This window comes from Campylobacter sp. BCW_4321, assembly GCF_001763075.1.
In the GTDB taxonomy this organism is placed as follows: Bacteria; Campylobacterota; Campylobacteria; order Campylobacterales; family Campylobacteraceae; genus Campylobacter_D; species Campylobacter_D jejuni.
In genome coordinates this window covers 47998-73266 of record NZ_MJYA01000009.1, presented here as the reverse complement: position 1 = coordinate 73266, position 25269 = coordinate 47998, and the positions used below count along the sequence as shown (strand labels likewise).

At 31.3% G+C, this 25269-nt stretch carries 24 protein-coding genes, 1 tRNA gene and 2 pseudogenes; 5 read left to right on the top strand and 22 right to left on the bottom strand.

The features are described 5' to 3' along the window. Positions 1-66: 66 nt before the first annotated feature. The 7 genes and pseudogenes from crcB to AJN58_RS02100 form a co-directional block, all read right to left on the bottom strand. Positions 67-435, bottom strand: coding sequence for a fluoride efflux transporter CrcB (gene crcB / locus AJN58_RS02130; RefSeq protein WP_079860125.1), 369 nt, complete (start codon positions 433-435; stop codon positions 67-69). Beyond that, positions 429-1121, bottom strand: coding sequence for a lysophospholipid acyltransferase family protein (locus tag AJN58_RS02125; RefSeq protein ID WP_070233413.1), 693 nt, complete (start codon positions 1119-1121; stop codon positions 429-431). Before AJN58_RS02125 ends, crcB begins: the two co-directional genes overlap by 7 nt. Next, positions 1102-2298: an SH3 domain-containing protein gene (locus AJN58_RS02120; protein WP_002870959.1), complete on the bottom strand. Its 1197-nt coding sequence runs from the start codon at positions 2296-2298 to the stop codon at positions 1102-1104. The genes AJN58_RS02125 and AJN58_RS02120 overlap by 20 nt, the downstream gene beginning before the upstream one ends. Further along, a pseudogene (gene purQ, locus AJN58_RS02115) lies at positions 2270-2942 on the bottom strand (phosphoribosylformylglycinamidine synthase I). The gene AJN58_RS02120 and the pseudogene purQ overlap by 29 nt, the downstream one beginning before the upstream one ends. Position 2943: 1 nt before the next feature. After that, entirely contained in the window at positions 2944-3189 is a 246-nt protein-coding gene (purS, locus tag AJN58_RS02110; RefSeq protein ID WP_002858611.1) for a phosphoribosylformylglycinamidine synthase subunit PurS, read from the bottom strand. Between the two features lie 8 nt (positions 3190-3197). Then, positions 3198-3908, bottom strand: coding sequence for a phosphoribosylaminoimidazolesuccinocarboxamide synthase (purC, locus tag AJN58_RS02105; RefSeq protein WP_002880951.1), 711 nt, complete (start codon positions 3906-3908; stop codon positions 3198-3200). 1 nt (position 3909) lies between these two features. Further along, positions 3910-5244, bottom strand: coding sequence for a S41 family peptidase (locus tag AJN58_RS02100; protein ID WP_002856815.1), 1335 nt, complete (start codon positions 5242-5244; stop codon positions 3910-3912). A 117-nt stretch (positions 5245-5361) separates the two neighbouring features. Between AJN58_RS02100 and AJN58_RS02095 the strand changes: the two genes are divergently transcribed. Both AJN58_RS02095 and AJN58_RS02090 read left to right on the top strand, forming a co-directional pair. After that, positions 5362-5652, top strand: a complete 291-nt coding sequence (locus tag AJN58_RS02095) for a metal-sensing transcriptional repressor (RefSeq protein WP_002859054.1) — start codon at positions 5362-5364, stop codon at positions 5650-5652. 111 nt (positions 5653-5763) lie between these two features. Next, positions 5764-8337, top strand: a complete 2574-nt coding sequence (locus AJN58_RS02090) for an ATP-dependent Clp protease ATP-binding subunit (protein WP_070233412.1) — start codon at positions 5764-5766, stop codon at positions 8335-8337. Between the two features lie 28 nt (positions 8338-8365). Here the strand turns inward: AJN58_RS02090 and AJN58_RS02085 are convergent, their stop codons facing one another. The 3 genes from AJN58_RS02085 to alaS are packed head-to-tail and all read right to left on the bottom strand — an operon-like array spanning position 8366 to position 13373. Further along, positions 8366-10297 (bottom strand): penicillin-binding protein 1A, encoded by a 1932-nt coding sequence (locus AJN58_RS02085; protein ID WP_070233411.1) that lies wholly within the window; start codon positions 10295-10297, stop codon positions 8366-8368. Next, a complete protein-coding gene (gene maf / locus AJN58_RS02080) occupies positions 10294-10845 on the bottom strand; it encodes a septum formation inhibitor Maf (protein WP_044779938.1) in 552 nt (183 codons plus the stop codon). Before maf ends, AJN58_RS02085 begins: the two co-directional genes overlap by 4 nt. Continuing rightward, complete coding sequence (gene alaS / locus AJN58_RS02075) at positions 10845-13373, bottom strand: alanine--tRNA ligase (protein ID WP_070233410.1); 2529 nt, start codon at positions 13371-13373, stop codon at positions 10845-10847. The genes maf and alaS overlap by 1 nt, the downstream gene beginning before the upstream one ends. 114 nt (positions 13374-13487) lie before the next feature. Between alaS and AJN58_RS02070 the strand changes: the two genes are divergently transcribed. The 3 genes from AJN58_RS02070 to hemH are packed head-to-tail and all read left to right on the top strand — an operon-like array spanning position 13488 to position 16346. Then, on the top strand, positions 13488-14561 hold the full coding sequence (locus AJN58_RS02070) for a DegT/DnrJ/EryC1/StrS family aminotransferase (protein ID WP_070233409.1): 1074 nt from the start codon (positions 13488-13490) through the stop codon (positions 14559-14561). Between the two features lie 4 nt (positions 14562-14565). After that, positions 14566-15432 (top strand): Gfo/Idh/MocA family protein, encoded by an 867-nt coding sequence (locus AJN58_RS02065; protein WP_070233408.1) that lies wholly within the window; start codon positions 14566-14568, stop codon positions 15430-15432. Then, on the top strand, positions 15429-16346 hold the full coding sequence (gene hemH, locus AJN58_RS02060; protein WP_002881223.1) for a ferrochelatase: 918 nt from the start codon (positions 15429-15431) through the stop codon (positions 16344-16346). Before AJN58_RS02065 ends, hemH begins: the two co-directional genes overlap by 4 nt. 66 nt (positions 16347-16412) lie before the next feature. Here hemH and AJN58_RS02055 read toward each other — a convergent pair. The 12 genes and pseudogenes from AJN58_RS02055 to rpsL form a co-directional block, all read right to left on the bottom strand. Beyond that, positions 16413-17004: pseudogene (locus AJN58_RS02055) on the bottom strand (hypothetical protein). 337 nt (positions 17005-17341) lie between these two features. Beyond that, positions 17342-18340: a tRNA 2-selenouridine(34) synthase MnmH gene (gene mnmH / locus AJN58_RS02050; protein WP_002861230.1), complete on the bottom strand. Its 999-nt coding sequence runs from the start codon at positions 18338-18340 to the stop codon at positions 17342-17344. Next, positions 18330-18815: an HIT family protein gene (locus tag AJN58_RS02045; RefSeq protein ID WP_044778774.1), complete on the bottom strand. Its 486-nt coding sequence runs from the start codon at positions 18813-18815 to the stop codon at positions 18330-18332. The genes mnmH and AJN58_RS02045 overlap by 11 nt, the downstream gene beginning before the upstream one ends. Positions 18816-18824: 9 nt before the next feature. After that, complete coding sequence (gene trpC, locus AJN58_RS02040) at positions 18825-19601, bottom strand: indole-3-glycerol phosphate synthase TrpC (protein ID WP_044778775.1); 777 nt, start codon at positions 19599-19601, stop codon at positions 18825-18827. After that, positions 19598-20875 carry a tetratricopeptide repeat protein gene (locus AJN58_RS02035; RefSeq protein ID WP_002861227.1) on the bottom strand — a complete coding sequence of 426 codons (1278 nt, stop codon included), beginning with the start codon at positions 20873-20875 and terminating at the stop codon, positions 19598-19600. Before AJN58_RS02035 ends, trpC begins: the two co-directional genes overlap by 4 nt. Next, on the bottom strand, positions 20848-21222 hold the full coding sequence (locus AJN58_RS02030; RefSeq protein ID WP_002933038.1) for a YkgJ family cysteine cluster protein: 375 nt from the start codon (positions 21220-21222) through the stop codon (positions 20848-20850). Before AJN58_RS02030 ends, AJN58_RS02035 begins: the two co-directional genes overlap by 28 nt. Further along, positions 21212-21913 (bottom strand): tRNA1(Val) (adenine(37)-N6)-methyltransferase, encoded by a 702-nt coding sequence (locus AJN58_RS02025; protein ID WP_070233407.1) that lies wholly within the window; start codon positions 21911-21913, stop codon positions 21212-21214. Before AJN58_RS02025 ends, AJN58_RS02030 begins: the two co-directional genes overlap by 11 nt. A 5-nt stretch (positions 21914-21918) precedes the next feature. Further along, entirely contained in the window at positions 21919-22068 is a 150-nt protein-coding gene (locus AJN58_RS02020) for a hypothetical protein (RefSeq protein WP_002857548.1), read from the bottom strand. 17 nt (positions 22069-22085) lie between these two features. Beyond that, positions 22086-22162 (bottom strand) — tRNA-Arg (locus AJN58_RS02015). A gap of 28 nt (positions 22163-22190) precedes the next feature. Beyond that, positions 22191-24266, bottom strand: a complete 2076-nt coding sequence (gene fusA, locus AJN58_RS02010; RefSeq protein ID WP_002779472.1) for an elongation factor G — start codon at positions 24264-24266, stop codon at positions 22191-22193. A gap of 12 nt (positions 24267-24278) precedes the next feature. Beyond that, the gene (gene rpsG, locus AJN58_RS02005; RefSeq protein WP_002779471.1) at positions 24279-24749 is read right to left on the bottom strand and encodes a 30S ribosomal protein S7; all 471 of its coding nucleotides are present in this window, start codon (positions 24747-24749) and stop codon (positions 24279-24281) included. Between the two features lie 69 nt (positions 24750-24818). Further along, positions 24819-25205, bottom strand: coding sequence for a 30S ribosomal protein S12 (rpsL, locus tag AJN58_RS02000; protein WP_002782934.1), 387 nt, complete (start codon positions 25203-25205; stop codon positions 24819-24821). Positions 25206-25269 lie beyond the last annotated feature (64 nt).

Sequence of the window (25269 nt, the reverse complement as noted above, 5' to 3'; positions counted from 1 at the left end):
CTCCTTTGTAATTTTTTAAAGTGGTATTTTAGCAAAAAATACAAATTCTAAAGTAAATTTAAAGATTTATTTGAAAATTATAAAACCAAGCCATGCGGCAAATAAGCAAAGAAAGACATTTAAGATAATATTTAACGCAAAATGAAGATAATTTCCACTTTGCAAAAGAAGTAAATTTTGATAAGAAAAAGTAGAAAAAGTTGTAAAAGCTCCTAAAAAACCTGTACCTATAAAGCTTTTAAGTAAAGGAGATAAACCTTTATTTTGTACATAAGAAAACAAAAGTCCTATGATAAAAGAACCCAAAACATTAACAAAAAGAGTTCCAAGGTTGATAGAATAAGGAAAAAATTTATTCACTAAATTTATAGAAAGCATTCTTAATATTGCTCCTATAAATCCCCCAAAACCAACAACTAAAAGGGTATTTAGCAAAGCTTAGCTCTTTCTTGCTCGAGCAATTCTTGCATTTTTTTTCTAGTGTTTTCAAGCCATTTGTCATCATTTGTATCGACTAAATCCATACAAATGATTTTAAGTACTCCACTGCTTGCACTAAAACTTTTTGTGTCTAAAATTTTTGCAGAATCCACAATTAAAATAGGCTGAACTTTAAGATTTAATTTTTCACTTAAAATTTTTGCTCCACTTTGAAATTTAAGCATTTTTTCATTCTTAGATCTAGTTCCTTCTGGAAAAATAGCCAAAACCCTATCTTCGCTAATTCTTTCTTTTGCTTCTTTTAAAACTCGTACCAAATCACGCGGATTTTTTCTATCTATACAAAGAAGTTTTGGTTTTTTCATAGCGACTTTGAAAATAGGAATTTCTCCTAATTCTTTTTTGGCAATCCAGCATAAATTTTTAGGATATAATTCTTCTAAAGCAATGATATCTAAAGCACTTTGATGATTCATTAAAATCATCTGAGCTTGTGGATTAAAAGTACCAATGATTTCTTGTTTATAAGAGATGGTATATCTTTGAAATTTAGCCCAAATTTTGCGGATTTTCCAAAGTGTGTTTTGAGATTTTGTAAAGTAAAAACAAAAAACCACCAAAGCAACGCTTAAAACAAAAAAAATCCAAAAATAAAGAGCTTTAATTTTTTTGTAAATCATCTTTATTAACCCAACCTATTTTTCCATCAGAAAACAGTACTTTAATATAATTTTGTCTTTTGCCTAAAACTTCTACTTTTTCATCTGCATTTGCCGTATAAAAATAAGTTGAAGGCTCTGTAGGTAAAATTTTAGCCCTAGAACCAGCCTTGATAATCGCATTTTGAGTATTGGTATCTACAAGAAAACTAAGCGCAAAACAAACAACTGCCAAAGCCAGAATAATGTAATTTTTTCTCCATACAAATAAAGCTCCAAATAAAACCGCTAAAAACCATAAGGTATATTGTTTATAAATATTTAAGTCTTTATTTACAGGATTTAAATCACTCTGAGTGCTGATCTCATCGTCACTAATTTTTAGTTTTAAATTTATATTTTCAAGCTTTTTACTGTCCTTATTGAAATACGAAAATTCAAAATTTGTTTTACTTAATGGCAAAATAGCATAATAAAAAGCACTAGAAGCATTAAAATCCCCTTTTAAATTTTCAATGCCTTGCTTTTGAATTCCTTCTATAAAAAAGCTTTTAAGATTTGTATTGGTTGCGTTTAGTTCTACCATCATAATGATATTAGCATCATCAAAATAACTCGCTTTAACTTTTTTAATTTCCAAAGAACTTGCCACAAGGTGTGAAAAATCTTTATTGGATAAAGTATTTTCAAATTTGATAGGATTCAGATTGATATCAGCCTCTTGAAAAGCTTCATTATTTCTAAGAAGTTTGATAGAAATTTTACTCAAACTAGCATTTGAATTTTTAGCTTCAAACCATAAAGTTGTTTTATATTCGTTATTGATAAATTCCCATTTTGCATCTGGATTTAAAAAAGATAAATTAGTTTTTTCTACGCTTATGTTAAAATCAAATTTTGTATTTTCCGTAGTGCGAGCATAGATCGTAATAGGAAAAACTTCTCCAACATATACCCTACTTGGATATTCATCATTTGTAAGAACCAAACTCCCTTTAGCTATAAAAGGATCATCTACATTGCTTTCAAAGTCATTATTTTCATCGCTTGGCGGAATATTTTGATAAATTTTTTGTTCTTCTTGGGGTAATTTTTGTAATTCTTTTTGCATATTTTCATCTTGGCCGCTAAATACAGAAATTTCACCTCTGCCAAACAATACAACAACACTAAAAATTAAAGTTAATAAAATTTTCAAAATAAAAAGCCTTTAAGCATTTTTAAACCTAGATCATTACCCAGAACTTTTTCATAAGCACGCTCAGGATGTGGCATGAGTCCAAAGATTTTTTTGTTTTCATCACAAATTCCTGCGATATCAAATACAGAACCATTTGGATTTGACTCGTATTTTAGAGTAATAAGATCTTTATCTTGCAATTCTTTTAAAGTAGCCTCATCAGCGTAATAATTTCCCTCTCCATGGGCAATTGGCAAATTAATAATTTCATCTTTTTTGAAATTTTTCAAAAAGGTATTATCATTAGAAACTACTCTTAAATTTTGGTTTTTTGAGATAAAGCTAAGATTGTTGTTATGCTTCATTGCACCTTTTAAAAGACCGCTTTCAAGTAAAATTTGAAAACCATTACAAATACCTAAGATATATCCTCCCTTTTTTGCATGATTAAAAACACCTTGCATAACAGGAGCAAGTTTTGCAATAGCTGCACATCTTAGATAATCTCCATAAGAAAATCCGCCTGGCAAAACAACTAAATCTGCATCAAATTCTTTTTCTTCATGCCAAACAATCTGCGTTTTTACTCCAAGTTTTTCAAAGGCATAAGCTGTATCAAATTCACAATTTGTCCCTGGAAATCTAATAATAGCAACTTTCATTTTACTCTTTCTCAATTATAAGCTCATAATCTTCAATGACGCTATTTACCAACAACTCTTCACACATTTTTTTGACTTGTTCTTTGGCTAATTTTTCATCTTTCTCATCAAGAGAAATTTTGATTTGTTTTGCTATTTTTACTTCTTTTACGCTATTAAAATTTAAAGAATGCAAAGCTTTTTCCACCGCTTTGCCCTGTGGATCTAAAACCCCATTTTTTAAAGAAATATTTACAATAACTTCCATATTTTTCCTTAATTTAATATTCTTTTTAAAACTTCTTCATAAGCCATTTTTACATTACCTAGATCTTGACGAAATCTATCTTTGTCTAATTTTTCATTACTAAATTTATCCCAAAATCTACAACTATCAGGACTTATTTCATCAGCTAAAACAAGCTCATTATCTTTAGTTAAACCCAGTTCGATTTTAAAGTCAATCAGCCTTAAATTCTTATTGTCAAAAAATGGAGTTAAAATAGAGTTAATCTTTCTAGCTATATTTTTAATTTCACTAATTTGAGCTTCATTTTGCACTAAATTTAAAATCAAACAATGCTCATCATTGATAAAAGGATCGCCTAAGGCATCATCTTTAAGACAAAATTCTACCAAAGCAAAAGGTAGTACAGTGCCATCTTTAATGCCCAGTCTTTTTGTAAGAGAACCTGTTGCAACATTGCGTACTATAACTTCAATAGGAACAATTTTACATTTTTTAACCACTTGTTCTGTATCGCTTATAGTTTCTACCAAATGGGTTTTAATCCCATTTTTTTCAAGCAAATGAAAAATTTCAGTACTGATTTTACAGTTTAATGCGCCTTTTCCACTTTCATTGCCTCTTTTTTCTGCATTAAAAGCAGTTAAATCATCTTTAAACTCACTAATTAGTAAATTTTCATCATCAGTTTTGAAAAGTTTTTTACCTTTTCCTTCGTAGAGCATTTCTTTTTTTGTCATTTTATTGTCCTTGTTTGATATTTAAAATTTTAATAGTATCAATAGCTGATTTTAACTGTGCGTCATCATTGATTTGTTTTTGACTGATTAGATTTTTATTGTCTTTATTTTCTTGTTTATCTTCTTTTTTATTTTTATCTATTTTTTCAAGCTCACTTTCTAAATGTTGTTTTAAGTCGCTTTCTTTTATAGAAAAACCATCTTCTTGAGTATTTACTTTACCTGGAAAAACTTCAATATCAGGTTTTACACCCACTGCTTGAATAGTACGGCCGCTTGGAAGATAATATCTTGCAATAGTAAGCCTTAAAGCTTCAGTTTTATTAATAGGTATGATTTGTTGAACACTACCTTTTCCAAAAGTATTTTCACCCACAATAACACCGCGTTTAAGATCTTGTAAAGCTCCACTTACGATTTCACTTGCACTAGCACTTCCACCATTTACAAGCACAACCAAAGAAGCATTAGAAATTTTGTTTTTAGGATCGGCTTTATATTCTTGATTTTCACTTGCGATGCGTCCTTTTTGAGAAACAATAACACCTTTATCTACAAATAAATTTACAAGTCCTATAGCTTGATTTAAAAGTCCACCAGGATTATTTCTAAGATCTAAAATAACCCCTTTAACATTAGGATATTTTTTAAGTTCTTTACTTGCCACATCTACAACATTTTTATCAAAATTTGTAACTCTAAGATAAAGAATGTTTTCATTTTCTATCATTTTTGCATAAACACTTTCTATCTTAATAATTTCTCTTGTAAGTGTAACATCAAAAGGTTTTGTTGCACCTTTTCTAAAGATGGTTAAAGTGATTTGAGTTTTTGGCTTACCACGCATTTTATCTACAGCATCATTGAGATTAATTCCTAAAGTGGCCTCATCATTAATTTTTAAAATAATATCTCCTGATTTTATCCCTGCTTTATCTGCTGGTGTTCCTTCTATAGGAGAAACAACTGTTAAAGCGCCATCTTTCATACCTACGGTTATACCAAGGCCACCAAATTCGCCATTGGTTTGAATTTTCATATCATTAAAATCTTTTTCATTTAAAAAAGAAGAATGCGCATCAAGATTGCTTAAAAGTCCTGATAAAGATTTATCCACCAAATCGCTGATATTTTGATCATCCACATAGTATTGCTCTACTATGGCAAGAGTTTTTGTAAGCTTATCTAAAGCTTCTAGGCGTTTTTGAACCTGCTCTTCTTTTTGATCAACTTTAGCTTGTAAATGACTCGTTAAAAATAGACATAAAATAAAAGTAGTGGCAAAGCCTGCAAGACCTGCAAAAAATCGTTTTGTTTTCAAAATAAGCTCCATTATTGAGTTTTAGTTTAAAGACTAAATTTTAATAAAAATTACTTAAAACTTCGTAAATAAATTTAAATTCTTAAAAATATGTTAAAATAGACTAAAAATTCCAAAAAGAAAGTTAATACAATGTGCCAAGAAAAACATACTCATACACATTCTCAAAAACATCTTAAAGCAGTTTGCAATCGTCTAAGTAGAACCATAGGGCATTTAAGCGCTATTAAAAGAATGGTTGAAAATGACAAAGACTGTAGTGAAATTTTAATCCAGCTTGCTGCCGTAAAAGCCGAAGTTAACAATACTGCAAAAGTAGTTTTAAAAGAACATTTAGCTCATTGTATGGTACATGCTATAGAAGAAAATGATATTCAAAGCATAGAAGAATTAAACAAGGCTATAGATATGTTTATGAAATAATCTAAAATTAGTCATTTGTCCTATTATTTAAAAAATTTTACTCAATTAATTTGACATTATATGACTAAAGTTATATAATGTCAAGTATATAAACTAAATAAAGGATAAAACATGGCAAATATACAAGATTTTTTAACTGATAATATGCTTTCAAACCTTGAAAGTGCAGCATCTTTAGCTATACATTCTAAAAATACCGAAGTCGTATCTTTGCACCTTTTATGGGCTTTAAGCGTAGATAGTACAAGTATTTTAAATCAAATTTTAAATAAATTAAATATTTCTAAAGAAGCCTTAGAGCTTGAAATTAAAAGCAGAATTTCAAAACTTGCAACGAGTTCAAATGTAAGCCGTGAAAATATACGCTTTTCCAATGAACTTATAAATTCATTAGAAAATGCTAAAGGATTGATGAGTGCTAATGGAGATAGTTATTTAAGTGTGGATACTTGGCTTATAAGTGAAAGTCAAAAAAGTCCTATTAAAGAAATTTTAGCGCAATTTTTAGATTTAAGAGAATTTCAAAAAGAGCTTGAAAGTCTAAGGGCAGGACGCAAAATAGATAGCAAAACAAGCGATGAAACCTTAGATAGCTTAAATAAATTTGGTATAGATTTAACCTTAAAAGCAAGTGAGGGTAAACTTGATCCTGTTATAGGTAGAGAAGAAGAAATCGAACGCTTGATGCAAATTTTAATACGTAAAACCAAAAATAACCCTATACTTTTAGGTGAACCAGGTGTAGGAAAAACAGCTATAGTAGAAGCTTTAGCGCAAAGAATTATCAAAAAAGATGTTCCAAAATCTTTACAAAATAAAAAAGTCATCGCTCTTGATATGAGTGCTTTAATTGCAGGCGCAAAATACAGAGGAGAATTTGAAGATAGATTAAAAGCTGTGGTTAATGAAGTGATAAAAAGTGAAAATATCATTCTTTTTATCGATGAAATTCACACTATAGTAGGTGCTGGAGCGAGTGAAGGCAGTATGGATGCGGCAAATATTTTAAAACCCGCTCTTGCAAGAGGTGAACTCCATACCATAGGCGCAACTACTTTAAAAGAATATCGTAAATATTTTGAAAAAGATGCAGCCTTGCAGCGCCGTTTTCAGCCTGTAAATGTAGGTGAGCCAAGTGTTAATGAGGCTTTGGCTATGTTAAGGGGTATAAAAGAAAAGCTTGAAATTCATCATAATGTAACTATAAATGATAGCGCTTTAGTAGCCGCAGCTAAACTTTCAAAGCGTTATATAGCAGATCGTTTTTTACCTGATAAAGCCATTGATTTAATCGATGAAGCTGCAGCTGAACTGAAAATGCAAATTGAAAGTGAACCAAGTTCTTTAAGAAAAGTACGCAAAGATATAGAAACTTTAGAAGTTGAAAATGAAGCTTTAAAAATGGAAAATGATGAGAAAAATCAAAAAAGACTCGATGAAATCACAAAAGAACTAGCTAATTTAAAAGAAAAACAAAATGCCCTAAATTCACAGTTTGAAAATGAAAAAAGTGTTTTTGATGATATAAGCACTAAGAAAAAAGAAATTGATCTACTTAAAAATGAAGCTTCTTTAGCTAAAGCTAGAGGTGAATTTCAAAAAGCAGCTGAGTTAGAGTATGGAAAAATTCCAAGTCTTGAAAAAGAAGTAGAAATTTTAGAAGATAAATGGAAAAAAATGAGCGAAAATGGAGTTTTACTTAAAAATCAAGTAGATGAGGATTTGGTTGCTGGAATTTTAAGCAAATGGACAGGTATTAGCGTGCAAAAAATGCTAACCTCTGAAAAACAAAAATTCTTAGAAGTGGAAAAACATTTAAAAGAAAGTGTCATAGGACAAGATAAGGCCTTAAGTGCTTTAGCTAGAGCCATTAAACGCAACAAAGCAGGACTTAATGCGGACAATAAACCTATAGGAAGCTTTTTGTTTTTAGGGCCAACAGGGGTAGGAAAAACACAATCAGCTAAAGCTTTGGCGAAATTTTTATTTGATGATGAAAAAGCAATGATTCGCTTTGATATGAGTGAATTTATGGAAAAACATAGTGTTTCAAGACTCTTAGGTGCACCTCCAGGATACATAGGACATGAAGAAGGTGGAGAGCTTACTGAAGCTGTACGAAGAAAACCTTATAGCGTGCTTTTGTTTGATGAAGTTGAAAAAGCACATAAAGATGTATTTAATGTGCTTTTAGGGATTTTAGATGATGGTAGAGCAACCGATAGCAAAGGTGTAACAGTGGATTTTAAAAATACCATTATCATTTTAACTTCTAATATCGCCTCAAGTGCTATTATGAATTTAAGTGGAAAAGAACAAGAAGATGCGGTAAAAAATGAGTTAAAAATTTTCTTTAAACCTGAGTTTTTAAACCGCTTAGATGATATTATCACCTTTAATCCACTTGGAAAAGATGAAGCTTATGAAATAGTTAAGCTTTTATTTAAAGATTTACAAATGAGCTTAGAAAACAAGGGGATAAAAGCGAGTTTAAGCGAAAATGCAGCTCTTTTAATCGCTAAAGATGGTTTTGACCCTGATTTTGGTGCTAGACCTTTAAGAAGAGCTATTTATGATCTTATAGAAGATAAATTAAGCGATATGATACTTGCTGATGAACTTCATGAAAATGATAGCATTATCATTGATGCAAAAGATGATGAAATAATCATCAAAAAAGCTTAATCATTTTGAAAGTAGAAAGGAACTACTTTCAAAATATAATCTCACTTTCATTAAATTTCATATTTACTTTTGGTAATGGTGATTTGGTGGTATAATAAGCACTTTCTCCTTTATAATTTCCACGATAAACTCCATTAGGAATGCTAAATTTTCTAGTTGTATCAGGGAATTTTTCTATATATTGAGTTAAAAATTCTCTAAACACAGGAGCAGCCGTTCTAGCGCCACCTTCTGTATAACGCATAGGCTTGTTGTTATCATTTCCATACCAAATGATTGCTTCTATTTCAGGCGTAAGTCCACAAAACCAAGCATCAACACTTTTATTCGTTGTTCCTGTTTTTCCTGCTATTTCTATATCTTTTACTCTTGCATTACGCCCTGTGCCTTTTTCAACAACATTTCTCATCATATCTAAAACCAGAAAACTTTGCGCTTCATTGCTGACTTTACGCTCATTTGAGTTAAATTCCATGATGGTTTTACCGGTTTTATCCTGAACTTGTCTGATAATTTGAGGATCTTTAATTATACCATAGTTCCCAAACATGGTATAAAATTTCGAATACTCCAAAGGAGAAATACCAAAACTTCCCAATACGATTGATAAATTAGGCGGTATATCTTTAAATCCAAATTCCATTAGTTTAGAGTAAAGAACATCAAGCCCCATATCAAGTGCGAGATTAATGGTAGCTAAATTTCTTGATCTTGTTAAAGCTTCTTTTAAGGTAATTAAACCTAAAAATTTACCCCCTTCATTTTTAGGTTTCCAATCCTCATTATTACCCGCTCCACCTTCAAAAATTCTAGAAATATCAGCAATTTCACTCATAGGCGAATATCCTAAATTAATCGCCACTTGATACACAAAAGGTTTAAAAGAGCTTCCAGGTTGACGCATACTTTGAGTAGCACGGTTATAATTACTTTTTTCATAATCAACCCCACCTACCAAAGCTAAAACATCACCACTTTGATGATTTACCACGACCATGGCTCCGTTTAAAGTGCTTAAATTTGCATCTTTATCGCGTTTTACTATCTCATCATAACCAAATTTCAAAGCATTCTGCGCCATATTTTGAACATCTAAGTCTATATTTAAAATGATTTTATATCCACCTGTTTTTAAGTCTTTGATATTAGGGCTTAATTGTTTAATCACTTCATCTACGACATAAGGAGCAGTATTTTGAGTAAGCGTATCATCATAAACTTGCGGAATTTCTTTGATGGCCGTATCATAATCTGCTTTTGAAATCCAACCTAGATTATACATTCTTGAAATAACATTATTTGCTCTTGAAATGGAAAGATCTAAATGCTTTGTAGGATCATAACTGCTAGGTGCTTTTGGCATACCTACTAGCATAGCAATCTCTTTAAGGCTTAATTCATTTAAATTTTTATGAAAATACCCCAAAGCTGCGGTTTTTACTCCATAATACCCATGTCCAAAAAAGATAAAATTTAAATACCTTTCTAAAATTTGCTCTTTAGTTAAAATGGTTTCCATTTTATAAGCAAGCAAAGCTTCGCGAATTTTACGCGTAATAGTTCTTTCTGGGGTTAATTCTGTGTTTTTAATAAATTGCTGGGTAAGAGTGGAAGCTCCTTCCATGGTTTTTCCACCGCTTTTTATGATTTTTACAGCAGCTCTAAAAATGGCATCGATATTAACTCCATTATGTTCAAAAAAGCTTGTATCTTCTATAGCAACCAAAGCTTCTATAAGGCGTGGAGGAAGCTCTTCATAAGGAGCGTAAAAACGATGTTGTTCAAAAATATTAGCCACGAGCTTGCCATTTCTATCGTAAATTTGTGTTGTAAGAGGAGGTTTGTATTCTTTAAAAGTATAACCCTCAGTATCAGCACTTGTGAAAAGATAAGCCACATAAATAAATCCAGCTATAAACAAAAGAGTAAAAAATGAAAAAATATATTTTAATATTTTCATAAATAAGCCTTTAAAGTTTGGATATCAAGCCCTAAAGCAGTGCTTAGATTTCCTACTTGTTGGGTGATGAAATTTTGATGAAAACCCTCACACATAATACAACCCGCCTTGCCTTTATAAAGATCATTTTCTACATAATCTCTTAAAGCATTTTCATCAAAATTTTTAAAATAAAGCGTAGTTTTTGAAAGAGAAAAAACTCTTTTTTCAGGTTTTACAAGCAAAAAAGCCGATAAAATACTTGCATACTTGCCATTTTGCAAGGCAAGCATTTCATAGGCTTCTTTTTTATCCTTTGCTTTGGTAAGAATTTTTTCATCTATACAAACTATACTATCTGCAAAAAGTAAATTTTGGTTTTGAAAATCTTTGCCTAAAGCACTTAAAAATTGTTTTTCTTTTTCAAGAACTATTTTTTGAACATATAAAAAAGGTGAAATATTTTTATTTAAATTTTCATCATAATCAAAACTAACTTGCCTAAAATCAATCTTTGCGGTTTTAAGCAAGTTAACCCTTGAAATGGAACTTGAAGCAAGAATTAACATTAAAGTGCTTTTTCTATCGTTTCTAAGCTTTGTTTTAAAGCTTCATCAATTTTGTTTAAATCTTTTCCACCTGCAGTAGCAAAATCATCTCTTCCGCCACCATTTCCACCTAAAATTTGCGCCGCTTCTTTAACTAAAGCTCCTGCTTTTAAAGGCGCATCTTTAACACCAGCTGCTAAAGTGATTTTTTCATCTTTTACTTGGATAAGTAAAATCACCGCTTTAGCAAATTTGTTTTTAAAATCATCAATCATAGCTTTAATATCGCCATTATCTATACGCTTTACGCAAATTTCAACACCTTGGATATTTTTAGAATCAAGCTCGGTTTTACTTGAGTTTTTAAGCTCATTTTTTAAACTTAAAATTTCATTTTTAAGTTTCTTAATCCCGCTTAAAATATCATTATTTTTAAGCTCATTTTTTGCTTTAGAAAGTTCTTCAAGTTGATTTTTTACAAATTCTAAAGCCGCTTTAGAAACCACAGCTTCAATGCGTCTAACTCCAGCACTCACACCGCTTTCTTTAACTATGTAAAAACTTCCTATTTGAGCAGTATTTTTAACATGAGTTCCTCCGCAAAGTTCCTTGCTTTCACCTAGAGTTAAAACACGCACATTGCCTTGGTATTTTTCATTAAACAATGCTATAGCACCGCTTTTTTTAGCTTCTTCTAAAGGCATATTTTCTAAGATAGCTTCGCTTGAGTTTATAATCATTTCATTGACTCTTTTTTCAATGCTTTCTAGCTCTTCTTTGCTTAAAGCTTTATGATGAGTAAAATCAAATCTTAGTTTATTGCTTTCAACCAAAGATCCTGCTTGACTTACATGAGAACCTAAAATTTCTCTTAAAGCATGGTGTAAAAGATGAGTGGCTGAGTGGTGGCGTGCGATTTGCTCTCTTTTTTCTGTATCGATTCTTGCATGAACTATATCGCCAACTTTTAGTTCTTCACCTGCTTTTACAAAGCTAAGATTGAGATTAAAAAACTTTTGCGTATCTAAAACTTCACACTTAGCTATAAACCCACTATCAGCACTTTGCCCCCCGCTTGTCGCATAAAAAGGTGTGTTTTCAAGCATCACCCAACCCGCATCTTTAAGGGTAGAAACTTCTTTAAAATCTTCATCTAAAAGGGCTAAAATTTTACTTTCGCATTCCGCTTTTTCATAACCTATGAAATGATTTTCTCCAAATTTTTCAAGCAAGTTTTTAAAATCTCCGCTTGCAGTTTTATCTCCACTTCCTTTCCAAGAAGCCTTAGCGCGTGCTTTTTGCTCATTCATTAAAAGTTCAAATTTTTCTTCATCAACTTTAAGATTTTTTTCCCTTAGCATATCAGCCGTTAAATCAAGCGGAAAACCATAAGTATCATAAAGCTTAAAGGCTACTTCTCCGCTAAAAATTTCTTTAGTGTTTTTAAGCTCTTCATTAAAAATTTCAATCCCATTGTCTATAGTGCTTAAAAATCTTTCTTCTTCAAGGCGAATTTGTTCTTTTATAAAGTCTTTTTTCTCATTAAGATAGGTATAATGTCCGCCCATTAAATCGCATACAACATCAACTAGTTTATACATAAAAGCTTGTTTAAAACCTAGCAAATATCCATGCCTTAAAGCACGACGCAAAATACGACGCAAAACATAGCCTCTGCCTTCTTTGTCAAAACTTACCCCTTGCGCAAGTAAAAATACACTTGATCTTATATGATCGGCTATTACTCTAAAACTTGCTCCACTTTCATAAACATAAGTTTTATTACAAAGTTTTGAAATTTCATTGATGATTGGCATAAAAAGCGAGCTATCAAAATTGCTAAATTTACCTTCTTTAATCGCTGTTACCCTTTCAAGCCCCATTCCTGTATCAATACTTGGCTTTGGCAGTGGGCTAAGCACTCCATCAGCGCTTCTTTCGTATTGCATAAAAACAAGATTCCAGATTTCTAAAAATCTATCTCCATCTCCACCCATATAATCTTCGCTTGAGTTAAAATGCTCTTGTCCTTGGTCATAAAAAATCTCACTACAAGGACCACAAGGACCAGTATCGCCCATTTGCCAGAAGTTATCTTTATCACCAAATTTGTAAATTCTTTCTTTTTGAATGTGTTTTTGCCATAGATTAAAAGCTTCATCATCGTTTTCATGCACGGTTACATAAAGTCTATCTTTAGGTAGTTTTAAAACTTCAGTTACAAATTCCCAAGCATAAGCTATGGCTTGTTCTTTAAAATAATCTCCAAAGCTAAAATTTCCAAGCATTTCAAAAAAAGTATGATGGCGTGCGGTATATCCTACATTATCTAAGTCATTGTGTTTTCCACCCGCTCTTATACAAGTTTGACAGCTTGTTTTGCGTGGAGGGTTTGGGCGTGGAAATTCTCCTGTAAATATACTTTTAAAAGGCACCATACCCGCATTAGTAAAAAGTAAAGTTGCATCATCAGGAACTAAAGGACTTGACGGGGTTATCTCATGTCCTTTTGATGCAAAAAAATCCAAATAAGCTTTTCTAATATCCATGAATTTTCCTAAAGAAATTTTTATAAAAACATATCATACCAAAATTACTTTAAATTAAGTAAAACTAAAATACAATAAACATTTTTATTTAATTTTATTTCTCTAAGGTTTTTTATGAATTTTATCAATCTTCAAGCCCAATATCTCGCATACAAAGATGAAATCAATACTGAAATTGAAAGCGTTTTATCAAGCTCTTCTTTCATAGGCGGTGTAAAGCTTAACGAATTTGAGCAAAATTTATCTCATTTTTTAGGTGTTAAACACGCTATAGGTTGCTCAAGTGGAACCAGTGCTTTATATCTTGCCTTAAGAGCTTTAGATATTGGCAAAGATGATGAAGTTATAGTGCCTAGTTTTACTTTCATAGCAACAGCTGAAGTTGTGGCCTTAACAGGTGCAAAACCTGTTTTTGTAGATATAAATCTATCAAATTACAATCTTGATTTTGAAGCAGTGCAAAAAGCAATAACCCCAAAAACTAAAGCTGTTATAGCAGTGAGTATGTTTGGACAAATGAGTGATTTAAGGGCTTTAGAAGAAATTTTAAAAGATAAAAATATCACTTTGATCGAAGATGGTGCACAAAGTTTTGGCGCAAGTTTCAAAGGAGAAAAATCCTGCTCTATAGCTAAAATTTCATGCACAAGCTTTTTTCCCTCAAAACCTTTGGGAGCTTATGGCGATGGTGGGGCTATTTTTTGCCATGATGATGAAGTTGCTAAAAAAATAAGAATTTTACTCAATCACGGACAAACTCAGCGTTATAAACATGAATTTATAGGTATAAATGGACGCCTTGATACTTTACAAGCGGCGATTTTAAATGTTAAGTTAAAATACCTAGAAAAAGAATTAGACAAAAGACAAAAATTAGCACAAACTTATAATGCAAATTTAAAAAACTGCCAAATTCCGCAAATTGATCCAAATGCTTTTAGCGCTTATGCACAATACAGCGTTTTAGTTGAAGATAGAGCTAGCGTATTGCAAAAATTTGAAAAAGCTAATATACCTTATGCTATACACTATCCAACCCCTTTGCATAAACAACCTTGCTTTAGTAAGTTTTCAAATTTAGAACTTAAAAATTCAGAATATGCAAGCAAACACATCTTATCTTTGCCTTTTTCACCTTTTTTAAGCGAAGAAGAACAAGAACAAGTTATTTATATTTTTAAAGATTAACTCCATGAAAATAGGTATCATAGGCCTTGGAAAAATGGGGCAAAACCACTTAAATGAACTTAGCAAAAATTCTCATTTTAAGCTTAATGCACTTTTTGATCTTTGCAAAAATCCAAATCTAAATATTTTTGATGATATTTTTTATGATGATTTGAATAAATTTTTAAATCAAAATAATGATATTATCATCATAGCAACACCTACAAATTCACATTTAGCAATAGCAAAAAAAGTTTTTAAACAATGCAAATGCGTTTTAATCGAAAAGCCTTTAGCTCTAAATTTAAAAGAAATAGACGAAATTTCAAATTTAGCTAAAGAATACAGCATAAAAGTAGGCGTAGGTTTTTGCGAAAGATTTAATCCTGCAGTTTTAGCCCTAAAAAAAGAGCTTGAAAATGAAGAAATTATCAGCATTAACATACAAAGATTTTCACCCTACCCGCAAAGAATCAGCGATGTAGGGATTTTGCAAGATTTGGCTGTACATGATCTTGATTTGCTTTGTTTTTTAAGCAAGCAAGAAATAACAAAAACCAATTTGCTTAAAAAATACACTCAAGATCAAACAAGAGAAAGTGAAAGCATTATTCTATGTGGGCTTGAAAAATGTATTGCTAGCATACATCAAAGTTGGAATAGCACACAAAAACTAAGAAAAATTCATCTTATTACTAAAAATCATTTTTATGAAGCCAATTTAAATGATTTTTCTTTATTAAAAGATGGAAATTTTATAGAACTTACTCAACAAAGTCCACTTTTTTCAGAACACGAAGCTTTGTTAAAACTTATCGATAATCAACCCAATCATCTAGCCAGCACGAGCGATGCTTACAAAGTTCAAGAAATTTTAGAAAGGTTTGCGTGAAATTAGTTTTATTTTTAAATATGGGCGGAGCTACGAATTTACAAGATTGTGAAGTTTTTTTAAAAAATATGTTTAATGATCCTTATATTTTAGGAATCAAAAATCGATTTTTAAGAAAATTTGTAGCATGGATCATAACAAAGGCTCGCGTTAAAGCCATGCAAGAAAACTATAAAAAAATGGGCGGAAAATCCCCTTTAAACGAACTTACTCAAAGCCTGTGTGACAAGCTTAATTTAAAACAAGATGAATTTAAATTTGATTTTGTAAATCTTTATGTGCCTCCTTTTGCCACAGAAATTTTGCAAAAATACACTTTAAATGAAAGTGATGAAATCATTCTTTTTCCACTTTATCCACACCATTCTTGCACCACAGTAACTTCATCTTTAGAAGTTCTGCAAAATGAAATTTCAAAGCAAAAAATTCAAGCAAAAGTAAAAACTATAGATATTTTTTACAAAAATGAACTTTATAATGAGATGATAATTTCGCACATTTTGGCTAAAAAAAATAAATTTGATGCCAAAATTTTGATTTTTTCAGCGCATTCTTTACCACAAAGTATTATTGATAAGGGTGATTTATACGAAAAGCATGTAAATAATCATGTAGAAATTTTAAAAGAAAAATTAAAAGATCATTTTGATGAATTTATTTTAGCTTATCAGTCCAAACTAGGCCCTGTAAAATGGCTTGAACCAAATACAAGCGATATTTTGGCAAATTTAAACGATAAAGCTTTAATTTATCCTATTTCTTTTTGTATAGATTGTTCTGAAACGATTTTTGAACTAGGTATGGAGTATAAACATTTAGCAAAATGTGATTATGATTTAATAAGTTGTCCTAATGATAGTGATGAATTTATGGAATTTATTTTAAAATATTTATCTGATCTTAACCAAGAATGAATTTGAGACCCTTGTCTATCATTTTTTTAAAGATTAACAAGGACTTTTTGGTAAAAATTTAGCTGACTAAGCCAAAGTATAAGCTTTTTCTCCGCGCAAACTCACATCTAAGCCTTTTTGTTCTACTTCTTCTTTCGCTCTTAAGTCTACAAAATAAGAAATAATCTTAAGAATAATAAAGCTTATGAGAGCTGAAAAAACATACAAATCATAATAGCAAGAATTTGCTCTTTTAAAAGCTCTAAACTTCCACTGATAAAAAATCTCGCCAAGCGCATTTTAGGCAATCACATTAGGATTTACTTTAGCACTTGCAAAAAGCCCTGTAGCAATTCCTCTCAAACACCTCCGATTCCGTGTAAAGAAAAAGCATCTAAAGAATCAATCCTATTTGAGTTTGTATTTAATAAAACTCAAACTAAAACAACAAAATACAGAAAGACAAAGCTCCTATAACAAGAGAAGCATAAAATCTACATAACCGCAACTACAAGCCCACTAAGTCCACCTAAAATAGTCAGTTTTTATGGATGAGCCACTCAAGCACTACCCATTGTAAAGCAATGACACCAAAAACAATAAAGCAATTCATTATGGTATTGAATGTATTTTTACTTCTTACCATACCCAAATAAAACATTGCTAAAGCTGGAGTCATAAGCAAAACTAGCAGAGTACACAATACAATAAAACTTGAATTTACCGCATTCGCTTACCTACCCTTTCTTACAAAATATAATTACAAGATAATTATATTTAAAATGATTTAAAAAATATAAATTTAAGAAATATTTTATATATTTTTTTATAAAAGTTTATTTTTTTATTTTAAATTACTATAAATAGGGATTTAAAAAATATTTTACTTCTCTATGATTCAAATTTACTAGCATTAAAATACAAATTTGGGCCAAGCTAAAAAACAACAAAGATAAAAAAGGATTATTGTAAGATGATGAAGAAAAAATTTGATTATTTAATAAAATTATCTAATATTAAAAAAGTAATTGCGCTTTAAAATGATCTAAAAGCTCTTCTTGAGCTTTTAAAATATCATCGGTATTTAACTCAAAATCAATCTTGTCTGGTTTTTTATAAGTTTTATCATAATACTCCAAAAGCATAACAATAAGCTTTTGCCATTCTTTTTTCTCATAACTTTGAAGCAATTCTTGGCGTAAATTTAAGCTGATATAAGGGCTGATTTTTTGCACACATTGTTGAAATTTTAAAGGAGTCATTTTTTCTTGATAAATTTTTTGTATTCTTTTAACGCGATTTTCCAAAGAACAAAAACAATAAATTTTAAAAGCCTTTTGCATTTTTTCATAAAATTTCAAAGGTAAGATGATATCCCCTATTTTGCGACTTTCACTTTCTATGAAAGCAAAATTTTCTAAATTTTGCATATTGTGAAAAAGTTCTGCTTCAAAAGCTTTTTGCGTAGGTTGTTTTCCTAAAATATCACCAAAAGATGAGCCTAAATGATTTGCCATTTTTTCTAAATTTATAGCTTGTGGGAGTTGTTCTAAAAGCTCTGTTTTTCCACAGCCTGTATTGCCGCAAAGAGCAAAAAAATCAAAATTTATTTCATTTTCAAAATAACGCGTTACAAAAGTTCTATAAGCTTTAAAGCCACCTTTTAAACGCACCACTCTAAAACCAAGCTCACTTAAAATCACTGCGATAGACTTTGAACGCAAACCCCCACGAGAACAATAAATCCCTACCTTTTCTCCTATGCGAAAATTTTGAGTGATTTCTAATATATGTTTAGCGGTATTTTGACAAATATAACTCGCACCCCTAGCCTTGGCTAAAGCTTGATTTTTCTTATAAATCGTTCCTATTTCTTGATATTCTTCATCATTGAGTGCATAAAAATTTAAAGCTCCTATCAAATGAGAATGCAAAAATTCTCTAGGGCTTCTTGCATCGATTAAAAGAGAGAAATTTTCTTTTTGAAATTCTGTAAATTCAACTTCACTGAGCATTTTTAAAAGCCAAAACAAGTTTTTGATAAACTTGCTCGATATTAGTGCCACAAACCCTAGTTTCTCCTATGGTTGTGATAAAATTTGTATCTCCTGTCCAGCGTGGCACTAGATGATAATGACAATGAAAAGCTATGCCAGCTCCTGCATCTTTGCTTAAATTCATACCGATATTGACCCCATTTGCATGAATTTGCTCTTTTAAAATTTTCACTCCCAAACGCACAAAATGGCTCATTTCTTGCCAAATTTCATCGCTTAAATTTTCTATATGCTCTTCATGTACATAAGGAATCACCATAAAATGCCCCGCAGAATAAGGATAGCGGTTCATCACTCCAAAACAATGCTTTGCTCTAAAAATCACACCTAATTCTTTATCACTTTTGATCTTATTAGTACAATCACAAAATGGACAAACAGTTTTTTCTTTTTCAAAATACTCACTCCGCCATGGTGCATACAAATATTGCATTTTCCCTCCTTAAAGCAAAGCTTTTAAAGCCTTTCCTTCATCTTCCTCACGCATAAAATATTCGCCGATTAAAAAAGCATCAACGCCTAAATTTTGTAAATGCTCTAAAAATTCTTTATTTTCTAAACCACTTTCTGCGATGATGATTTTTGAATTTGGGATTTGTGGGATAAGTTTTTCGCACAAACTCATATCCATAGTAAAATCCTCTAAATTACGATGATTGATACCGATAATATCCGCTCCAGCAAAAATAGCCTTACTCAAATCCTCTTTATCATGAATTTCAACCAAAGCCTCAAGACCTAAATGTCTTGCAAACTCAAGCAGTTTTTTAAGCTCTTTCATGCTTAGCATTTTAGTGATTAACAATACAAAATCTGCCCCATAAACCAAAGCTTCTAAAATTTGATACTCATCAAAGATAAAATCTTTTCTAAGTAAAGGAATTTGTGTATAACGGCGTATAAGACTTAAGTATTCTAAAGAACCTTTAAAAAAATGTGGCTCAGTCAAAACAGAAATCGCCGCAGCTTTGTTCTTCTCATAATTTAAAGCGATACTCAAAGGATCAAAGTCTTCTCTAATGACTCCCTTGCTAGGACTTGCTTTTTTTACTTCTGCTATGATTTTAACTTCTTTTTCTACTCTTTTTAAAGCTTTAATCACATCTTTTGGAAAGAAAGGATTTGAAGCTAAAGAACGCCCTAACATATCATAAGGAAGTTTTAGTTTGCGTTCTTTTAAATCTTCTTTTGTTTTTTCAAAAATTTTATCCAATATCATGGTTTTACACACGCCTTTATCGCTTTTATATGAGCTTTACTCTCATCAGAATTTGCAAATTCTTTATCATCTAATGTTTGTTTTAAAATTTCCCATGCTTGCTTACAATTGCCTAGTTTATAATACCCCCAAGCTAAAGAATCTAAATAATACAAATTCTGTGGATCTTTTTCTAAGGCAAGTTTCACAAGCTCTATACCTTTTTTAACATCTAAATCATAATCTATAAGCAAATATCCATAGTAGTTTAAATACAAAGCATTGCTATCTTTATCGATAGCCTGTTCGAATTTTTCTTTTACAGAATCAATTACTTTTGGAGTGATTTTTTTAGCTTCATTTGCAGCTTCAAATTCAAAAACTGCCGCTCGTAGAAGATATTCTTTATTTTTTGTTTTATGATAAAGAGCTAAACTCATTTTTTTAGCATCATCAAAGCGTTTTAAATTCTGATACAAAGCAAGTTTAATATCATCATCTAAATCATACTTCAAAGAAATTTTTAAAGCTTCTTCTGTTTTGCCTTGAGAATTTAAAAGCTCAACCAAAGCCAATGCAAAACTTTTATTTTTGGTAAGTTGATAAAGCTCTTTATATATACTTTTTAAAGCTTCGATATTTTTTTCATCAAAATAAATTTTAGCAAGCAAGACGCAAGTTTTGAGAGTGCAACCATTGGTTTTTCTTGAAAATTCTAAAACATTTTTAATATTTAAAGTATCATTTAAAATCGCATAAATTCCTATGAGTTTAAATAAAATTTCTTCGTTTTGCACTTGATTATAAGCAGATCTATAGTACTTTGTGGCATTTTTTAAATCATTTTTTTTAACCAAAATATCTCCGTAAAGCTCTAAATTTCTAGGATCACTATCCTTTTTTGTTAAAAGCTCTTTCATAAGTTTTTGAGCATTATTGATATCATTTGAATTTAAAGCATAAAGAGCACTAAGTCGCTTAAGATTGTCATTTTGATTTAAATAAGGCTTTGCTAGATTATTTAACTCTGCTTGCTTGTCAAGATTGTTTGCCAAAGTAAGTAAAAATGCATTTTCTAAAAAATTAGCATTATTATAATCTTGATAAAGACTTAAAAATTCATCTCTGGCTTCTTTGTATTGTTTATAATACTCATAATTATAAGCCTTCATAACCCTTAAATCAAAATCATTGCTTTTATATTTTGTATAATCAGGATAAACAACATTGATTTTTGAACTTCCACAAGCTGCCAAAAAAAAGGCTACTAAGACAAATAACAAATACCTATACATTCTTTTTCTAATTCCTTTTGATGTGTTTTAAAATATTCCCAAAATGGAAAAGTTCTGCATTGTTTTGGACGAAAATCGTAGATACTGCAATTTCTTTTTTGAGTATCAAAAAAAATGCAAGCAAAGCCATCTTCAAATTCGACTTCCTTAAAACTCATTTTAAAGCCCACTTTTCTCAAGTATTTTTCAGCAAATTCTTTGCTTTCTAAATTTAAATGCTTTCTTAATGCTTCTAATTCTTCCTTGCTCGCAAAAATATTGCCACTTTCTCCAGTGCAACACTTTCCACCGCATTTCTCACAAGCATTTTCATCAAAAGCATAAGAAAAATTTTTATCAAATATCATAACTTTTTAACCTAAATCTTGAGTGAATTTCTTGCATTTGTTTGCTTAAAATTTCATTTTCATATACAAAAAAAGGAGGTAAAATCTCACAAGGCGATTTTGAACCTTTTTTTACCTGTATCAAAACAAGTCTTGCTTTTTTGTTTTGATGTGTATGTACAAAGCAAAGCTTTGTTATTTTTATTTTCATATCTTTTAAAATAAAACAAATTTCATCTAAAGCTAAAGCTTCATAGCAAAAATACAAAGTACCATTTGGCTTAAGCATAGAATTTGCTTTAGTTAAAAAGCTATGCAAGGGTAAAAATTCCTGAAATTTACTTATAACTTTATGCTGATCTTCACTCTTGTAAGCTCCTTGTCTATAAAATGGAGGATTGCAAACTATGAAGTCAAATTTTTTTATGCTTTGAAATTGATTGAAATCATCATGAAAAATATCGCCTTGTATTTGGTTGGATTTTAAATTTTTTTCAATCAATTTTATATTTTCTTTTTGAATATCAATCAAAGATAAACTTAAATTTGCAATATTTTTTTTAAGTAAAATACCTATGATACCACAGCCTGCACCTACATCAAAAACAGCGCCTTTAATTCCTTGTTTTAAAATAAAATCAGCTAAAATTAAAGAATCACTATTATAACGATACCCTTGTGATAATTGTGCTAGCGTAATCAAATCTGACATATATTTTAATGCGTTGGAATTTTAATGCGTTTTGGAGGTTGTTCTTTAAATATATTTTGTTCTTTTGTTATATTATTATCTTCTTTAAAATTTACTGGGCTTTGTGCTGTCAAAAAAGAAATTACAAAAGTTATAAAAAAAGCAATTTTTATCATAATAACACCTCATAAAATGGTGTCCACGGCGAGATTCGAACTCACGGCCTCAAAATTAGGAATTTTGCGCTCTATCCTGCTGAGCTACGAGGACAGAAAGCGGGAAAAATCCCGCTAACAATTTAACCGTTTCTTTTTTTGATGATTTCATCCGCAACATTTTTAGGAACTTCATCATAGTGATCAAATTCCATAGAATAAGTCGCACGACCTTGAGTTTGACTTCTAAGATCAGTAGAATAACCAAACATTTCAGCCAAAGGACAAAATGCTGTAATGATTTTATTTCCGCCACGCTCATCCATGCTATTTACTTGACCGCGGCGTTTGTTAAGATCGCCAATAACATCACCCATATAATCTTCAGGAGTTTCTACTTCAACTTTCATCATAGGCTCTAAGATTACAGCACCTGCTTTTCTAGCGCCTTCTTTAAAGCCCATAGAAGCAGCAAGCTTAAACGCCATCTCAGATGAATCCACCTCGTGATAACTTCCATCATAAACAGTTACTTTAACATCTTCCACAGGATAACCTGCTAAAACACCATTTTGTAATGCTTCTTGAACACCTTTATCAACTGCAGGAATGTATTCTTTTGGAATTACCCCACCTTTGATATCATTAACAAATTCATATCCACTACCTGGCTCAAGTGGTTCAAGGCGTAAGAATACATGTCCATACTGACCACGTCCACCTGATTGTTTAGCGTATTTGTATTCTTGTTCAACAGTTTTTCTAATAGTTTCGCGATAAGCAACTTGTGGTTGACCTACTTCAGCTTCAACTTTAAATTCACGAAGCATTCTATCAACGATAATTTCAAGGTGTAACTCACCCATACCTGAAATGATAGTTTGACCACTTTCTTCATCTGTAGAAACTCTAAAACTTGGATCTTCTTGTGCTAATTTATTTAAAGCAATAGACATTTTTTCTTGATCAGCTTTAGTTTTTGGCTCAACTGCAACAGAAATAACTGGATCTGGAAAATCCATTCTTTCAAGGATTACCTTATCTTTTTCACTTGCAAGAGTATCCCCTGTTAAAGTATCTTTAAGTCCTACAACAGCACCAATTTCGCCTGCGTAAAGCACTTTAATCTCTTCTCTTTTGTTAGAGTGCATTTTTAACAAACGACCAATTCTTTCTTTTTTATCTTTAGTTGAGTTATACGCATAAGAACCACTTTCCAAACAACCGCGATAAACACGCACGAAAGTAAGTTGTCCTACAAATGGATCTGTCATGATTTTAAATGCAAGTCCTGCAAACTCGCCATCATCAGTTGATTTTACAGAAACTTCTGTGCCATCTTCATATTCACCCTTGATATTTGCCACTTCATCAGGAGCTGGTAAATAAGCCACAACAGCATCAAGCAAAGGTTGAACCCCTTTATTTTTAAACGCTGTACCGCAAAGCATAGGAACGATAGAAAGACTTAAACATCCTGCTTTAATCCCTGTTTTAATCTCTTCAAGGCTTAATTCTTCTCCGCCTAAATATTTTTCCATCAACTCATCTGAAGTTTCAGAAACTGCTTCTATCATTTTTGTGCGATATTCTTCTGCCTTTTCTTTAAGTTCAGCTGGAATTTCTTTTTCTACATAATCCGTTGGCTTAGTATCATCTTCCCAAACTAAAGCTTTCATAGTTACAAGATCGATTACGCCTTTAAAATTATCCTCAGCACCAATTGGAATTTGAAGTGGAACTGGATTAGCTTTTAAACGGTTGCGAATTTGATCTTCTACATTGTAGAAATTTGCACCGATTCTATCCATTTTATTTACAAATACTATTCTTGGAACACCATATTTATTTGCTTGTCTCCAAACTGTTTCACTTTGAGGCTGCACCCCACCCACTGAACAAAATACCGCAACAGCACCATCAAGAACACGCATAGATCTTTCAACTTCAATTGTAAAATCAACGTGGCCTGGAGTGTCAATAAGGTTGATTTGATGGTCTTTCCAAAAACAAGTTGTAGCCGCAGAAGTGATAGTAATCCCACGCTCTTTCTCTTGCTCCATCCAGTCCATAGTTGCAGCACCATCATGAACTTCACCGATTTTATGACTCATGCCTGTAAAGAAAAGAATTCTTTCAGATGTAGTCGTTTTACCCGCATCGATGTGAGCAGCAATACCGATATTTCTAACTTTTTTTAAAGGAGTACTTCTTGACATACACACTCCTTCTTACCAACGATAGTGAGCAAATGCTTTATTTGCTTCAGCCATTTTATAAGTATCTTCTTTCTTCTTAAATGAAGCACCTTTGCTATTAGCAGCATCTAAAAGCTCAGCTGCAAGTTTATCAATCATAGTTCTTTCACTTCTTTTTCTTGCAAAAGAAATAATCCAACGAATCGCCAAAGCTTGTTGTCTAGCAGGGCGAACTTCTACTGGAACTTGATAGGTTGCGCCACCTACACGACGAGATTTCACCTCTAATAAAGGCTTGATATTTTCAATCGCATCATTAAAAATATCAATACCTTTTTTCTCGCCACCTTTTTTATCAATAGCTTCCAAAGCACCATACATAATTGTTGTAGCTGTGCTTTTTTTGCCATCATACATTAAAGAATTAATAAATTTTGTGATTACTTTATTACCATAAATCGGATCAGGCAAGACTTCTCTTACCGGAGCTTTTCTTCTTCTCATTATTTTTCCTTCAAATTTTAAATTTTACTCAAACAAAATCAAATCTAACGGATTTGTCTGTATGAATGATTATTTTGCAGCGCCTGCTTTAGGGCGTTTAGCACCATATTTAGAACGAGAAACTGTTCTTTTTGCAACACCTGCTGTATCAAGAGCACCACGAACGATGTGATATTTAACCCCTGGTAAGTCTTTTACCCTACCACCACGCACTAAAACAATGCTGTGTTCTTGCAAGTTATGACCTTCACCGCCGATATAGCTGATCACTTCAAAGCCACTAGTAAGTCTTACTTTGGCAACTTTTCTTAACGCTGAGTTTGGTTTTTTAGGTGTTGTAGTATAAACCCTAGTACAAACTCCCCTTCTTTGTGGACAATTTTTAAGCGCTGGAGATTTAGATTTTTCTAAAACTTTTTTGCGCTCTTTTCTAACCAATTGATTTATGGTAGGCACAATAATTCCTTTCTTTAAAAATGTAATAAACTTTGGATGATATCTAAATTTTGCTTATATTTTA